This is a genomic window from Rhizomicrobium sp. (genome assembly GCF_056722145.1).
Genome location: NZ_JBWZET010000363.1, coordinates 13,227 through 27,740, shown reverse-complemented (window position 1 = coordinate 27,740; position 14,514 = coordinate 13,227). Strand labels below are relative to the sequence as shown.

The 14,514-nt window shown below is 65.3% G+C and carries 17 protein-coding genes; 7 read left to right on the top strand and 10 right to left on the bottom strand.

From position 1 onward, the window contains the following. Positions 1 to 865: glycosyltransferase family 2 protein (locus tag AC1P6P_RS19220; protein WP_481404059.1), on the top strand; the 865-nt coding region annotated here is incomplete at its 5' end. 64 nt (positions 866 to 929) lie between these two features. Here AC1P6P_RS19220 and modA read toward each other — a convergent pair. The 4 genes from modA to AC1P6P_RS19200 form a co-directional block, all read right to left on the bottom strand. Continuing rightward, complete coding sequence (gene modA, locus AC1P6P_RS19215; RefSeq protein WP_481404058.1) at positions 930 to 1,697, bottom strand: molybdate ABC transporter substrate-binding protein; 768 nt, start codon at positions 1,695 to 1,697, stop codon at positions 930 to 932. 187 nt (positions 1,698 to 1,884) lie between these two features. Next, positions 1,885 to 3,279, bottom strand: a complete 1,395-nt coding sequence (locus AC1P6P_RS19210; protein WP_481404057.1) for an FAD-binding oxidoreductase — start codon at positions 3,277 to 3,279, stop codon at positions 1,885 to 1,887. Beyond that, the gene (locus AC1P6P_RS19205; protein ID WP_481404056.1) at positions 3,272 to 4,234 is read right to left on the bottom strand and encodes an L-threonylcarbamoyladenylate synthase; all 963 of its coding nucleotides are present in this window, start codon (positions 4,232 to 4,234) and stop codon (positions 3,272 to 3,274) included. Before AC1P6P_RS19205 ends, AC1P6P_RS19210 begins: the two co-directional genes overlap by 8 nt. 38 nt (positions 4,235 to 4,272) lie before the next feature. Further along, positions 4,273 to 4,863, bottom strand: coding sequence for a cytochrome b (locus tag AC1P6P_RS19200; RefSeq protein ID WP_481404055.1), 591 nt, complete (start codon positions 4,861 to 4,863; stop codon positions 4,273 to 4,275). Positions 4,864 to 5,007: 144 nt separating this feature from the next. Here AC1P6P_RS19200 and AC1P6P_RS19195 point away from each other — a divergent pair, with 144 nt between their 5' ends. The 5 genes from AC1P6P_RS19195 to AC1P6P_RS19175 all read left to right on the top strand — a co-directional run bounded on the left by AC1P6P_RS19195 (position 5,008) and on the right by AC1P6P_RS19175 (position 7,996). Beyond that, positions 5,008 to 5,883, top strand: coding sequence for an SDR family oxidoreductase (locus AC1P6P_RS19195; protein WP_481404054.1), 876 nt, complete (start codon positions 5,008 to 5,010; stop codon positions 5,881 to 5,883). A gap of 2 nt (positions 5,884 to 5,885) precedes the next feature. Continuing rightward, positions 5,886 to 6,269 carry a rhodanese-like domain-containing protein gene (locus tag AC1P6P_RS19190; RefSeq protein ID WP_481404053.1) on the top strand — a complete coding sequence of 128 codons (384 nt, stop codon included), beginning with the start codon at positions 5,886 to 5,888 and terminating at the stop codon, positions 6,267 to 6,269. Between the two features lie 72 nt (positions 6,270 to 6,341). Then, positions 6,342 to 7,112: a thermonuclease family protein gene (locus AC1P6P_RS19185; RefSeq protein ID WP_481404052.1), complete on the top strand. Its 771-nt coding sequence runs from the start codon at positions 6,342 to 6,344 to the stop codon at positions 7,110 to 7,112. 26 nt (positions 7,113 to 7,138) lie between these two features. Beyond that, the gene (locus AC1P6P_RS19180) at positions 7,139 to 7,363 is read left to right on the top strand and encodes a hypothetical protein (protein ID WP_481404051.1); all 225 of its coding nucleotides are present in this window, start codon (positions 7,139 to 7,141) and stop codon (positions 7,361 to 7,363) included. A 72-nt stretch (positions 7,364 to 7,435) separates the two neighbouring features. Beyond that, positions 7,436 to 7,996 (top strand): tetratricopeptide repeat protein, encoded by a 561-nt coding sequence (locus AC1P6P_RS19175; protein ID WP_481404050.1) that lies wholly within the window; start codon positions 7,436 to 7,438, stop codon positions 7,994 to 7,996. 1 nt (position 7,997) lies between these two features. Here the strand turns inward: AC1P6P_RS19175 and AC1P6P_RS19170 are convergent, their stop codons facing one another. The 6 genes from AC1P6P_RS19170 to AC1P6P_RS19145 form a co-directional block, all read right to left on the bottom strand. Next, positions 7,998 to 8,174, bottom strand: coding sequence for a glycine zipper domain-containing protein (locus AC1P6P_RS19170; RefSeq protein ID WP_481404049.1), 177 nt, complete (start codon positions 8,172 to 8,174; stop codon positions 7,998 to 8,000). Positions 8,175 to 8,254: 80 nt separating this feature from the next. After that, positions 8,255 to 8,725, bottom strand: a complete 471-nt coding sequence (locus tag AC1P6P_RS19165; protein WP_481404048.1) for a hypothetical protein — start codon at positions 8,723 to 8,725, stop codon at positions 8,255 to 8,257. A gap of 145 nt (positions 8,726 to 8,870) precedes the next feature. Beyond that, positions 8,871 to 9,434, bottom strand: coding sequence for a CarD family transcriptional regulator (locus AC1P6P_RS19160; protein ID WP_481404047.1), 564 nt, complete (start codon positions 9,432 to 9,434; stop codon positions 8,871 to 8,873). Between the two features lie 320 nt (positions 9,435 to 9,754). Continuing rightward, positions 9,755 to 10,093, bottom strand: coding sequence for a ferredoxin FdxA (fdxA, locus tag AC1P6P_RS19155; protein ID WP_481404046.1), 339 nt, complete (start codon positions 10,091 to 10,093; stop codon positions 9,755 to 9,757). A 122-nt stretch (positions 10,094 to 10,215) separates the two neighbouring features. Then, positions 10,216 to 10,488, bottom strand: coding sequence for an RNA-binding S4 domain-containing protein (locus AC1P6P_RS19150; protein ID WP_481404045.1), 273 nt, complete (start codon positions 10,486 to 10,488; stop codon positions 10,216 to 10,218). 1 nt (position 10,489) lies between these two features. Then, on the bottom strand, positions 10,490 to 13,030 hold the full coding sequence (locus tag AC1P6P_RS19145) for a helicase-related protein (RefSeq protein ID WP_481404044.1): 2,541 nt from the start codon (positions 13,028 to 13,030) through the stop codon (positions 10,490 to 10,492). A 142-nt stretch (positions 13,031 to 13,172) separates the two neighbouring features. Here AC1P6P_RS19145 and AC1P6P_RS19140 point away from each other — a divergent pair, with 142 nt between their 5' ends. Beyond that, entirely contained in the window at positions 13,173 to 14,231 is a 1,059-nt protein-coding gene (locus tag AC1P6P_RS19140; protein ID WP_481404043.1) for a hypothetical protein, read from the top strand. Positions 14,232 to 14,514: the final 283 nt, after the last annotated feature.

Genomic DNA, 14,514 nt, shown 5'->3' with positions numbered 1-14,514 from the left:
GCATGGCACCATGACCATCGTGCGCAAGGATAAGCTGATCGAAGTCGGCGGCTGGGCGACGTGGTGCATCACCGAAGACACCGAGCTTGGCCTGCGCCTGTTCGAGGCGGGCTATGGCGCGGCCTATCTGCCGCAATCGATGGGCAAGGGCGTTATTCCCGATACGCTGAAATCGTTCCAGGGCCAGCGCTATCGCTGGGTCTATGGCGCCATGCAAATTATGAAGCGGCACGCCGGCGCGATCTTCGGCGGCCGGACCAAGCTGTCATGGGCGCAGCGCTACCATTTCTTCTCGGGCTGGCTGCCGTGGCTTAGCGACGGGCTCGGCATGATCGTGACCTTCATCGCGCTCGGCTGGAGCTTCGCGATGTGGCTGGAGCCGCGCTACATCGACGTGCCGATGCCGGTCTTGTCGGCCGCGGCGCTGGCGCTGTTCGCGGCGAAAATGCTGAAGACGCTGCTGCTCTATCCCTCCAAGGTGCGCTCGGGCATGCGCGGCGCGGTGATGGCGTCCATTGCCGGCCTGTCATTGACCCACGTCGTCGCCAAGGCGGTGTGGAGCGGCATCTTCACCAGCGGCGTCGGCTTTTTCCGCACGCCCAAATGCGCCGACGAGGCGATGCTGTCCCAGGCGCTGCGCAGCGTATGGCAGGAGACGACGCTGTTTGGCCTCTGCATCCTGGCGGTCATATCGGTGATGGACACCGGGCGCTTCGACGATCCCGCCGCGTGGCTGTGGGTGATCATGCTCGCCGTGCAAAGCCTGCCGTACGCCGCCACCGTGGTCACCGCCGCCGTCTCCGCCCGCGGCCTGGCGAAGGATCGCAGCGCACCGGCGGCAACACACCTTGTCATCCCCGGCTGAGCCAGCGCGCAGCAAAGGGAAGGGGACCCAGGTCGTCACGCCGGCACATCCCAACAGGTGGGTATCACTTCGCCGCTTCAAACCCGTACTTGACGAAGATCGCGCGGGCCTCGCGCCCTTCCAGGAAGGCGAGGAACGCTTTCGCGTCCGGCTTGGCATCCTTGGTCAGCGCCACCGGATAGACGATCGGGGCGTGGCTGGTGTCGGGGAAGGTGGCGACGATTTTCACTTTCGGTTCGGCCAGCGCGTCGGTGGTGTAGACGATGCCGAGCGGGGTTTCGCCGCGCGCGACATAGGCCAGCGCCACGCGCACGTTCTCGGCCGAGGCGAGGTGCGGCTCGACTGCGCTCCACACCCCAAGCGCCGTCAGCGAGGCCTTGGCGTATTTGCCGGCGGGCACCGAGGCCGGATCGGCCACCGCCAGCCGTCCGCCATGCAGCGCGCCGGCGAGATCGAATCCGGGTGCGATTTTCAGCGTCACGGCCGCGACGGCGGGCGCGATCAGCACCAGATGCGTGGTCAGCAGCGTCTTGCGCGTCGCCGTCTGCACCAAACCCTTCTTGTCGAGATAATCCATCCAGTCGGCATCGGCCGACATGAAGAGATCGACCCCCGGCGAGGCTTCCACCTGCCGCGCCAGCACCGAGGAAGCGGCGAACGAGAACGTCACCGTCTTGCCGGTCTGTTTCTGATAGGCGGCGGCGACCTCGGGCAGCGCGCTCGACAGCGAGGCGGCGGCGAACATGGTGAGGTCGGCAGCGAATCCGGCGGCCGCCACCGCAACCAACGTCAGCGCTGCTGCGAGCACCCGGATCATGCGAGACTTGGCCATCGAACCCTCCATCTGTCGCGGAAAACGGACAACAGATGCGCGCGGGCTGTCAACGGCGCGGGCGCTGCGGTTGCGCCTAAAAACCGGTCAGGTCGCGGCAAAGATGCAGGCAGCCGGCGCAAGCGCCTTGCGGCCGCTGCGCAAAGCGCGGGCAGGTGACGTGCTTGCGCGACAGTGTCGCACGCCGTCAATCCGGGATCAGTTTGCCAGGGTTGAGAATGGCCTGGGGATCGAGCGTGAGCTTCAGCGTGCGCATCAGCTCGACTTCGGCGATGGATTTGTAGCGCTTCAGCGCCGCCCGTTTCATCACCCCGACGCCGTGTTCGGCGCTGAACGAACCGCCGTGCGCGGCAACGATGTCGTGCACGATCTCTTGGATTTCGTCCCAGCGCGCCAGATAGGCCTCTTTGTCGCCGCCGCGCGCCATCTGGAAATTGAAATGCAGATTGCCGTCGCCGAGATGGCCGAACGGCACCGCGCGGGCGGCGGGTTCGCACCGCGTCACCGCAGCGATGGCCTCGGCGATGAACTCGGCCGCGGCACTGACCGGCACCGAGACATCGTGCTTCAGCGACGGGCCCTCGTGCTTCTGCGCCTCCGACATGCTTTCGCGCAGCCGCCACAACGCGGCACGCTGGGCTTCGCTCGAGGCAATGGCGGCATCGCTGGCGACGCCGTCTTCGAGCGCTGTCTCCAAGGCATTCTCGAACACCGCCGCAATGCCTTTGACGCCCGAAGCCTCGCACAACACGTACCAGGGCGACGGCGCCAGCGGGTCCTTGGTGCCGGCGATGTGCTCCAGCACCAGCTCAAGCCCGCTGCGGCTCATCAATTCGAAGGCGTTGAGCAGCCCGTTGGTGCGATGGTTCAGGATCGCCAGCAGGCTGGTGGCGGCGTGCACGTCGGGCACCGCGACGAAGGCGGTGGCGCGTTCCTCGGGCTTGGGAAACAGTTTCAGCGCCGCCGCGGTGATGATGCCGAGCGTACCTTCGGCGCCGATGAACAGTTGTTTCAGGTCGTAGCCGGTGTTGTCCTTGCGCAGCGAGCGCAGCAGGTCGAGCACGCGGCCGTCGGCGAGCACGACTTCCAGGCCCAGCACCTGCTCGCGCATCATGCCGTAGCGCAGCACGTTGACGCCGCCGGCGTTGGTGGAAATCAATCCGCCGAGCGTGGTGGTGCCTTCCGAGGCGAGACTGAGCGCCACCATCAAGCCGGCGTCGTCGGCCGCCTTCTGCGCGTTGGCGAGGATCACACCGGCATCGGCGACCAGGCTCGCATCCTTGGCATCGACGCGGCGGATGCGGTTCATGCGGGCGAGCGTGATCAGGATCTCGCCGTGGAACGGAATCTGCGCCCCGACCAGCCCGGTATTGCCGCCCTGGGGCACGACCGCGGTGCGCGTCTCGTTGCACACCGCCAGCACTGCCGCGACTTCCGCCGTCGACGCCGGCTTGATCAGCAGCGGCGAGCAGCCGGTGTACTTGCTGCGCCATTCTTCGAGATGCGGCGCGATCTCGGCCGGGTCCTCGGAAAACCCCTTGGCCCCGACGATGGTTTTCAAGCGGTCGAAGACGTCAGACATGGGAGCCTCGCGGTGCCGCGGCGCGTTGCAGCCGGTCGTTGATCGCTTCGCCGAGCCCGGTGACCGGAATCGGCATCACCGCGATGGCTTCGGCGTTGGCATCGAGCGCGCGCAGCATTGCGAACAGGTGCGCCGCCGCTTCCGCCAGATTGCCGGTGGGGCTGAGATTCAACACCTCGCCCGGCGCCTGCGGTCCGAAGCCAAGCAGCGTCTCGCCTGGTTCGGCGTGATCGGCATTGAGGCGGACGCGCGCGTGCGGCGCGTAATGGCTGGTCAACATGCCGGGCGAGGTCACGGGGCCGCCGGGCGTCGGCGCGGCGAGGGCGGCGCCGGTGATCCTTTCCACCGCCTCGCGCGGCACGCCGCCGGGGCGCAGCATCACCGCGCCGTGCGGGCCAAACCCGATCACGGTGGATTCGACGCCGACCGTGGTGTCACCGCCGTCGAGGATGAAAACTTTGCTGCCGAAGCCTTCCGCGACGTGGCTGGCGCGGGTCGGGCTGACGGTGCCGGACGGATTGGCGCTCGGTGCGGCCAGCGGGCGACCAGTGGCGGCGATCAGGGCTTGCGCGATCGGATGGGCCGGGGCGCGCACCGCCACCGTGTCGAGCCCGGCGCTGACCAGCAGCGACAACGGCGTGTCGGTGCGGCGCGGCAGGACGAGGGTCAGCGGTCCCGGCCAGAACGCGTCGGCCAACGCCGCGGCGGTGTCGGTGAACGTGACATGCCGGGCGGCCTGCGCCTGATCCTTCACATGCACGATCAGCGGATTGAACTGCGGCCGCCCCTTGACCGCGAAAATACTGGCGACCGCTTCGCCGTTGCTGGCATCGGCGCCGAGCCCGTAAACCGTCTCGGTCGGAAACGCCACCAGAGCGCCGTCACGCAGGCGCTGCGCGCCCTCCGCAATAGCGGCGGCATCGGCTTGGCGAACAGAGGAATAATCGGGCGGCATCGGGGCAATCTAGTCCGTTTGCCCTCGGGTGCAAGGTATCACACCCCGCGGCGCAGCCGTGTCCCGGGAAGCATCCTCAGCAGCACGTTATCCTTGCGGACCAGATGATGGTACAGCCCCGCCGCGATGTGGGCGACGGCGAGCACGACCATGGCCCAGCCGAGGGTGACATGAATGCTTTCGAACACCTCGTGCCAGGCGTGACTGCCGGCCTTGTCGAGTCCGGCAAATCCGGGCAACGCCGGCCAGGTGAAGAGGCCGAACCACATCGGCGGATGGTGGCTTGCCGAGGCCATCAGCCAGCCCGCCAGCGGAATCGCGATCATCAGCGTGTAGAGCAGGTGGTGCATCGCCTTGCCGGAGACGCGAATCCAGCGGTTGAGGCCGTGCGGCGGCGGCGGCAGCGGATTGACCAGGCGCCACGCCAGCCGCGCGATGCTCAGTACCAGGACGGTCATGCCGATCGACATGTGCAGCGACATCATGGTGCGGTGCGCCGGGTCCTTGAAATCCTCGGGCGCCGCCAGCACCAGCACGATGTTGGTGATGATCGCGGCAGCGATCAGCCAGTGCAGGGTCATGGCAACGGTGCCGTAGCGGCTGGGCAAATCGCGGACAGGCATGTTCATGGCGGTTCCTGACTCTGTTGGCACCACAACACTACCGGTTTGTGCGCAATTCCGCCAAGCTGTCGCTGCGGAACGCCTGTAAGGCACGCTTGACCGTGCCGCACATGGTTCTCAAAAGTTAAACCGACACACACGAGGTATTTCATGTCGCTCGAGGGCAAGACGCTGTTCATCACCGGTGCGAGCCGAGGCATCGGGCTGGCGATTGCGCTCAAGGCGGCGCGCGACGGGGCCAATGTCGTGATCGCGGCGAAGAGCAATGTCCGCCATCCGCGCTTGCCGGGGACCATCCACACCGCGGCCGCCGCCGTGGAAGCGGTGGGCGGCAAGGCGCTGGCGGTGGCGTGCGACGTGCGCGACGAAGCCGGAATCGAAGCCGCAGTCGCGGCGGCGGTGGAGCGCTTCGGCGGCATCGATATTTGCGTCAACAACGCCAGTGCGATCTTTCTCGCCGGCACCGAAGAGATGCCGGCCAAGCGCTACGACCTGATGCATCAGGTCAACACGCGCGGCACGTTTTTCACCACCAAGGCGTGCCTGCCGTTCTTGAAGCGCGCCGCCAATCCGCATGTGCTGATGCTGTCGCCGCCGCTCGATCTCAATCCGCGCTGGTTCGAGGCCCACACCGCCTACTCCATCGCAAAATACGGCATGAGCCTGTGCGTGCTCGGCATGGCGGCGGAGTTTGCGCCCGCCGGCATCGCGGTCAATGCCTTGTGGCCGCGCACCGCGATTGCAACGGCGGCGGTTGCCAATGTGCTCGCGGGCGAAGAGGGCCTGAAGCACTGCCGCACGCCCGATATCGTCGCCGATGCGGCGCATTTGATTTTCCACAAGCCGGCGCGCGATTTCACCGGCCGCTTCCTGATCGACGACACCTTCCTCGCCGGCGAAGGCGTCACCGATTTCGACCGCTATCGCGTCGATCCGTCGAAGGATCTGATCCCCGATTTCTTCATTCCCGAAACGATGCCGCCCCCGCGCGGCGTAAGCCTGGCAGCCCCAACCCCTGGGAGATGATGATGGGAACCAATGTGAAAGACATGATCGAAGCCGCCAATCAGGCGGTGCCGAAGGTCACGCCGGATGATGTCAAGAAAATGAAGGAGAAGGGCAACCTTCTCATCGTCGATGTCCGCGATCCGCTCGAGGTCGAGCAGAGCGGCATGGTCGAAGGCGCCGTGAACGTGCCGCGCGGCATGCTCGAATTCCGCGCCGATCCGTCGTCGCCCTATCACGACCGCGCCTTCGCCAAGGACAAGACGGTGGTGCTTTATTGCGCTTCCGGCGGGCGCTCGGCCTTGAGCGGCAAGGTCCTGAAGGACATGGGTTTCAAGCGCGTCTACAACATGGGCGGCTTCAAGGATTGGGAAGACGCCGGCGGCAAGGTCGACAAAAACCCGTAAACCTTGCGGCTGTTAATGGTGGCACGCCCGTGAGATTCGTGCAGAATGCCCCTTTCCGGGGTGGGGGATGGCATGCGTTTCGGGCTGTTGCTGGTCCTTGCGGCGTTGACGGCGCCGTCGTTTGCGGCCGCGCCGCCGTGTGCCGGTGACATCGAGATCGGCGACGTTCACATCATGCGTATCGAGCGCAATGGTGTCCTGGTGATGACCGATGGGCGGGCCTTGAAGCTGGAAGGCATCCGCCTGCCGGCCGGCGTTGCCGATCATGCGCCGACTGCCATCGCCGACCGCGCCTTCGCCGAGCTGGAGCACCTCGCCAAGGGCGTGCGGGTCGATGCGCGCACCGTCTGGCCCAAGGAAGATCGTTACGACCGCGTCCGCAGCCAGGTATTCACGCGCGACGGGCTGTGGCTGCAGCTCGATCTGGTGCAGAAAGGACTGGCGCGGGTCGACCTGACGCTCGATCGCGGCGAATGCGGTCGCGAACTGTTTGCCGCCGAAGCCGAGGCGCGGCGCACCGGGCAGGGGCTGTGGGCCGATCCGGCCTATGGCGTGCGTACGCCCGATCAGCTCGCCGACACCATCGGGACGTTCCAGGTCGTCGCCGGACGGGTGCTGGCGGTGGCGACCCAGGATGGCGCCATGTACCTCAATTTCGGGCCCGACTGGCGCACCGATTTCACCGTCATCCTCGGCGCCGACGATGTGAAGCGGTTCAAGTCGCTGGGCGTCGATCCGGCGGGTTACGAGGGCAAGGTCGTCCGCGTGCGCGGCGTGATCCAGTCGGCCAACGGCCCGGCGATCGGGGTGGGCAATCCGCGACAGATCGAAGTGCTGCAATAACGCCCGGTCCCGTGTAGAAACCCGCCATGAAATGTCCCCATTGCGGCGCCGAGCTGCCCAGCCGGCCGCGGGCCCGCCTGTTCACGACCGGCCTGATCATGATCGTTGGCGCGCTGGCGCTGCTGATCTTTGTGCATTTCCCCGTTATGGTGCTGGCGGTGACGCTGAGCATAACCTTTGGCAGCACGATGATCCGCAGTGCCTTCAAGACGCAAACCGGCACCTGCCGGCGCTGCCGCCGAGCGGTGTGAGGTTCTTGTCCGCGCCCCTGCGGGATATTATAATATAAATAGGGAACCCGGCGAACCGGGCTAGGGGGTGACATGCGGATGGTAACGGCCGCCGTTGCGGCACTGTTGGTCTTCACGGCGGCCTCGGCCCAGATGGTCGGGCAGGTCGGCAACAATCCGGGGCAAAGCCCGCAGGATGCGCGCGCGCTCGATCAGAAATTCGAAGAGCTGCAGAACGAGCACAAGCTCGACTCCTCGAAGATCGATCCGGCGCGCGAATTGAAGATCGGCTCCGACCTCGTCAAGCAATCGAAATTCGCCGAGGCGCTGCCGCATCTCGAAGCCGCGGTCCAGAAGCGCCCCGACGATGTCACCGCGCTGATCTATCTCGGCTTCAGCCATCGCATGCTGGCGCAAGGGATGACCGGCATGGCGCGCACGGAGCAGTATCTGACGGCGCTGAATTTGTATAAGCGCGGCCTGCTGCTCGAACCGAACAACCGGTTGCTGCGCGAATATACCGGCAAAGTGCTCATGCTGCTGCACGACCTTCCCGCCGCGCAGGCCGAACTGCGGACGCTGAAACAGCTGTGCCCCAGCGGCTGCGAAGAACTGCGCGCCCTCTCGGACGTCGTGCCGGAGCCGGTGAAATAGTCTAGTCTTGCTTGGGGTCGTCTTCGTCCGGTTTGCCGGCGAGGGCGGGTTCGAAGGCCATGCCCAGGGCAACGCCGATTCCGATGCCGATGGCGAGGTTTTCGAATGCGATGCCGAGTGCGACGCCCAAGGCGATACCGATCGCCAGTCCGGAGCCGCTGAATTTTCCAAGCTTCATGCTTGCCCCCTATCGTCGTCCCAATTGGTGGAAGGTGGCAGTGCGAACGCAAGTCCCAAATGTTGCGACTGCGTCTCGGCTCAGAACGGGCGACGGCGCGGCGGGCGCATGGTGTCGGCCATCACCAGCAGGAACGGCAGCGCGAACGGAATCGCCAGCACCATGCCGATGCGATGGTCGCCGATCAGGCTGCCGACGCCCCAGCCGATGGCGAACCCGAACCCGATGGCGGCGATCAGCTTGAGCAGCGAACGGAGTGGTCTCTCGCTGGTGAAGGCGACCGTGGCCAGCGCCCCGACGCCCGAGCCGATCACCATGGCGACGGTCAGCCCGCCGGTCAGGGCCGAAACCAGCCAGCCGGCGACGCAGCCGAGGCCCATGGCGCCGGCCATTTTGGCGACGGAATGGGCCGGACGGGTGCCGAACAGGGCGATGGTCGCCAGAATGCCGATGGCCGCCCCGCTTGACGCTGCGATCGCTACCTCGTTGGTAACGGACGCGATCAGCCAGCCGGACAGCGATCCGATCAGACCTGCGAGTAGCCACTTCATGGTCGGCTCCGTGAGGATGGGCACCAGCTTTGATCGAACGGGCGGCAGCTGTCGAGCTGTCTCACCGTTCATGACTCGCATTTTAGAACAAAAGGCCCGAGGTCGCCCCCGAGCCTTTTGCATGACTGATACAATTTATTACAGGTCACGCCGCCTTTTTCAGCAACGCGCCTTCGACCCGCTTCACGGCCGCCATCTCGTCGATCTTTTCGACGGCGGCGACTTCGCGTGCCATGCGGGCGAGGGCCGCTTCATACAGCTGGCGTTCGGAATAGGACTGCTCCGGCTGGCCCGAGGCGCGGTGCAGATCGCGCACCACTTCGGCGATGGAAACCAGGTCGCCCGAGTTGATCTTCGCTTCGTATTCTTGCGCCCGGCGCGACCACATCGTCCGCTTGACGCGGGCGCGGCCCTTCAACGTGTTGAGCGCCGTGGCGACGGTATCGGGCGACGACAGCTTGCGCATACCGACCGATTTGGCCTTCATCACCGGGACGCGCAGAGTCATCTTGTCCTTGTCGAACGTGATCACGAACAGCTCGAGCCTCAGCCCTGCGACTTCCTGCTCTTCGATACGCATGATCCGGCCGACGCCATGCGTCGGATATACGACGTGATCGTTGGCCTTGAAATCAAGTTTCTTGTTGGAGTTCGCCGGAACCTTCTTCGCCGCCGGCGCGGGTGCAACAGGAGCTTTTGCTGTGGTCATTTCACTTTCCGTATCGCGCACTCGAACGGGCACCGAACCAGGGTGGGGCGGCACCGTCATTTTGACACTGTCATAATGCGGCGCCTCCGGACCTTCCTCTAATCCGGGTGGGGCAGCGCCGTTCGAGTCCTATTTCAGAACGGATGTAATGTACCACATGTTGAGGAAAAAGGGAAGGACTCTTTCCTCAAACCTTTGAAAGAATACGACTTCTTTGTGTTCTGATGCGCCTTGTGGCCGCCCCGGCTACTACTATTTGTGCGCCCAACCTGCCGTTTTTAAGGGGAAATCCCGAATTTACGCAGGTTAGATGATTAATTTCACGAGCCCTGGCCGGGCTTCTCCGAGAAGTACTTTTCGAGCTTGCCGGTCTCGTTGCGGAATTCTTCGCGGTCCGCCGGCGGCTCGCCCTTGGTGGTGATGTTGGGCCACTTCTTGGCGTAATCGGCGTTGAGGGCCATCCACTTTTCGAGGCCGCTCTCGGTGTCGGCCTTGATCGCTTCCGGCGGGCATTCCGGCTCGCAAACGCCGCAATCGATGCACTCGTCGGGATGGATGACGAGCATGTTTTCGCCTTCATAGAAGCAGTCCACCGGGCACACTTCCACGCAATCCATGAACTTGCACTTGATGCAGGCGTCCGTAACGACATAGGCCATCGGTGAAAGGCTCCGGTGAATTCAGGGCAGCGGTGATAGGGCGCCCGCGCCCCAGGATCAACCCCGGAAAATGACGATGCGGCGGAATTGACAGACGCGCGCGCGCGCCGCGGCGCCCGCCCTTACTCTTCCACCGCCTCATACAGGGTCCGCGCTTCGGGGGCGGGGCCGCGGCGTTGGGCGCCGGCGATGACGCGGATCACCACCACCTCGCGGCCGACGGGAATGGTCAGCACGTCGCCGGGGCGCACTTCGCGGCCGGCCTTCTCGACCCGGAAGCCGTTGATGCGGATATGCCCCTTCTCGCAGGCCGCCGCCGCGATGGCGCGCGTCTTGTAGAACCGCGCGCACCACAGCCATTTGTCGAGCCGCAGGCGTCCGGGTTCTTCGCTCATCTCACTTGATCAGCGCCGCCAAACCCGCGAACGGCGAATCCGGGTTGATGGTGATTTTCACTTCGGGCTTTTTCTCCGGCTGGTCGCCGCGCGGATGTTTGCGCTGGCGGCGGATCGGCTTGGGCGCGGCCTTGCGCCAGACGTGCTTGCCGTCGGCGACTTCCAGGGTCTGCCACGCGAGCACTTCCAACACCTCTTTCAGCTGCTCGTTGGACGAGCCCAGCAGCGACACCAGTTTCGGCAGCAGCTCGTCGACCGTCGTGCCTTCGATCAGCGCCTTTTCCAGCGCGTCTTCGAGCCGCTCCAGCATGTCGAGGCGGATGGCGCGGCCGGCGAATTTGCGGAAGCCGGCGCTGGCGAGGAAGCCGTCGGGCGCGTCGCTGTCGAAGCTGGTGAGGCCCGGGCGCGGCATCGCCGGCACGTCGTCCTGCTTCTGCCACACGCTCCACAACAGGGCGCTGAGGTTGGCGGTGTCGGGACGCAGCAGCTTCGGCATATAGACCGTGCGCCGCCCGAACCAGATGCCGAACGGCTTCAGCGCCCGCATGATGGCACCGCGATCGCCGCGCAGCTCGGCGCGCGGGAAATCGATGTTGCCGAAATTCTCCCACAGCCGATGGGCGATGCCGCGGGCTTCGCCGGGCAGGGCGCCTTTGGTGCCGGGCTTGGCATCGATGCCTTCTTCCAACGCCTTCAACGGCTCCAGCTTGGCGGCGACGCGCTTCACCAGCCAATCGTCGAGCCGGCGCTGGACGCCTTCGCGCGGGGCGCCTTTCAGGCTGTCGTCGGCCAGCAGCGTCACGGCTGGGCTCAAGGGCGAGCCGCCGGCGGTGAGCTTGGCGACGATGGCGCCGTCCCACCACAGCCGGCCGTGCTCGGAGAGGGTGATTTCCTCCTCGGTGGCGAACGCCAGCTTGCGGGCGCGGGTGAAGAACTCGCTTTCAAGTCCTTTCACAGCTGCGGCGCGTAATGCCCTGGCTTCCAAGCCGGAAGCGTTTTCGGCCGGTGTGAAGCGGAAGCCTTCGAGCTTGCCGATGGCCTCGCCGCCGACGGTCACGCCGCCGGAATCGTCGAGCACCAGATTGAGATCCTCTTCGCGCAGGCTGCGCATCAGCACCGAGGTGCGGCGATCGATGAAGCGCTGGGTCAGCTTCTCGTGCAGGGCATCCGACAGGCGGTCTTCCACGTTGCGGGTGACCTCCTGCCAGTGGGTGTGATCGGCGACCCAGCCGGGCCGGTGCGCCGCGTAGGTCCAGGTGCGGATGTGGGCGAGGCGGCCCGACAGGGTGGCGACGTCGCCCTCGGTGATGTCGAGACGGGCGATCTGCTGGCCCAGCCATTCCGGCGGCAAGACGCCCTTGTCGCTGATCAGGTGCCCGAAGATGGTGCGCACCAACCGGGCGTGCTCGTCCGAGGACAGCTTGTTGAAGTCGGGCATCTGGCAGCATTCCCACAGCAGCTTGATGGCGGCAGGGGCGGTGCAGCGGGCGGCGACGTCGTCCTGGGCGGCGAGCGTGCGCAGCGCAATCAGGTCCGACGACGGCCGCGCCTTGACCAGCCCGCGTTGCGGCGGCGGCTCGTCGAGGGCGGCGATCAGCCCGTCGAGGGAATGGAAGTGCAGCGCCGAATTGCGCCACTGCAGCACGCGCACGGGATCGTAGTGGTGGTTCTCCACCCGGCTGACCAGCTCCTGGTCGAGCGCTTCGGCTTCGCCGGTCACGCCAAACGTGCCGTCGTTCATGTGGCGCCCGGCGCGGCCGGCGATCTGGCCGATTTCGTCGGGCCGCAAGGGGCGGGTGACGGTGCCGTCGAACTTCTCCATCGCCGAGAAGGCGACGTGATCGACGTCCATGTTGAGGCCCATGCCGATGGCATCGGTGGCGACCAAAAAGTCCACCTCGCCCGACTGGTAGAGCGCCACTTGCGCATTGCGGGTGCGGGGCGAAAGGGCGCCGAGCACCACTGCCGCGCCGCCGCGATAGGTGCGGATCATCTCGGCGATGCCGTAGACGTCTTCCGATGAGAACCCGACCACGGCCGAGCGCCGCGGCAGGCGGGTCAGCTTCTTGGCGCCGGTGTAGGCGAGGTCGGAAAAGCGGTCGCGGCTGATGAAATAGGTCCGCGGCACGAAGCGCTGGATCGCCCCGCGCATGGTATCGGCGCCGAGGAACAGGGTCTCTTCGTCGCCGCGGGCGTGCAGCAGGCGGTCGGTGAAGACGTGGCCGCGCTCGGGATCGGCGCACAGCTGGATCTCGTCGACCACCAGACAGGCGGCGCCGACGCCGATCGGCATGGCTTCCACCGTACAGACGTAATACGGCGCCCCCGGTGGGACGATTTTCTCCTCGCCAGTGACCAGGGCGACCTGGTTGGCGCCCTTGATGCGGACGACCTTGTCATAGACCTCGCGCGCCAAGAGGCGCAGCGGCAGCCCGATCATGCCGGACTTGTGCGCCAGCATCCGCTCGATCGCGAAATGGGTTTTGCCGGTGTTGGTAGGGCCGAGAACCGCGGTGACGCGGCTGGTGTTTTGATCTGCCATGGCCCGACGAGGTTTGGCGCGCGTCGCCGATCAAAGCAAGCGGTCTTGATGCGGTGCGAAGTGGCAACTTGCAGGAAATTACACCCGATAGTTGTAATAAGTGCTACAAAAAGATACCCTAACGGCAATCATGGGGGTAGCGATGAGCGAAACCGTAACGCTGCAAAGCCTCGTGGCGGATGCCGAATATCTCGCAGTCGAACTGGCCCGCGGCGATGCCGTCGCCCCCGAGATTCTCGCCAAAGCCAAGCCGTTCATCGCCCCGCTGGTGGCCGCAACCGTCAAGGCGAAGGCCGATAAATCGTCCGATGCGAGCTGCGCCGCGCTTCAGGCCGTGCTGATCGACGTGATGATCGCGATTGCACCGGTCAGCATCACGTCGTTGCGCGACACCGAGTCCGATCTGACGACCCACCCGAAAGGATTGTTCAGCTGGTTCCAGCGGGCGTTGGCGATCGGGGGCTATTGCGATGTGGCGCCGTCGAAATGCTTCAGCGACCGGATTTTGCTGATCACGATCCTGTTCCTGCTGGCCGCTTTGGGCTGCACCATCGTCACGCAAGCGATGCCGGAAAACAGCTTGTTCGACTGGGTCAAAAATCTCACCGGCGGTGTCGATAAGTTGAAATTCCCGCCCGAGACCTATCCCAAGGCTTTCGCCGGCGTGACGAACGCGCTGGACGCCAAAGTCGGCTCCTTCAAGCCGGGCGTGAACGCCATCTGGAATGCGATTCAGACCATACTTTACGGCGGCCTGGGCGCTTGCGTGTACCTGCTGCGATCCCTGCACAAGCACATCCACGAGCGGACGTTCGATACCCGCTATCAGCCGGAATATTTCAATCGCATGGTGCTCGGGCTGGTCAGCGGTGGCGTCGTCACCATCCTGATCGGACCGAACGACGCGCTCGCCGGCCCGCTCAAGGAATTGGGATCGGCGGCCTTGGCGTTCCTGGTCGGCTACAACACCGATCTGCTGTTCTCGCTGATCGAGCGGATTTCGAATGCCTTGTTCCCGAAAGTTCCGGACGCGCCCGCCGCGGTGACGATTCCGCCGCCGGCGGCTGGCGGGCAGGGCTCCGGGCCGTCCACCACGAAGCCGCTGGCCAATCCGGCGACGCCGAGCAGTACGGCGCCCGCAATTATACCCGCGTCGCTCAGCCCGCCGGTCAGCCCGCCGAAAGACCCGCCGCCGCCCTAAAACGGCCGTCAGGGAATCATCGTTGCGCGTGAGTCGGCACGGGGCGCAATGAACCAATCGGAACGGGCGGGGAACGAACGCTGTCCGAATCAATAACTCGGCGAAAATCAGCCTTTGTTCTCATACCATTAGGGTGATGTCAAGACTCTCGCACCCCAACATGTTGTGGGTCCCGCGACGCTTGGGGCCCACGTCACTTATCCACGGGACAGTCCGTAGGCGGACGAATACGACGGTTCCGGAAACCTTTTGTGACGGCTCCCATGCTGGTTTCGCACTTCGC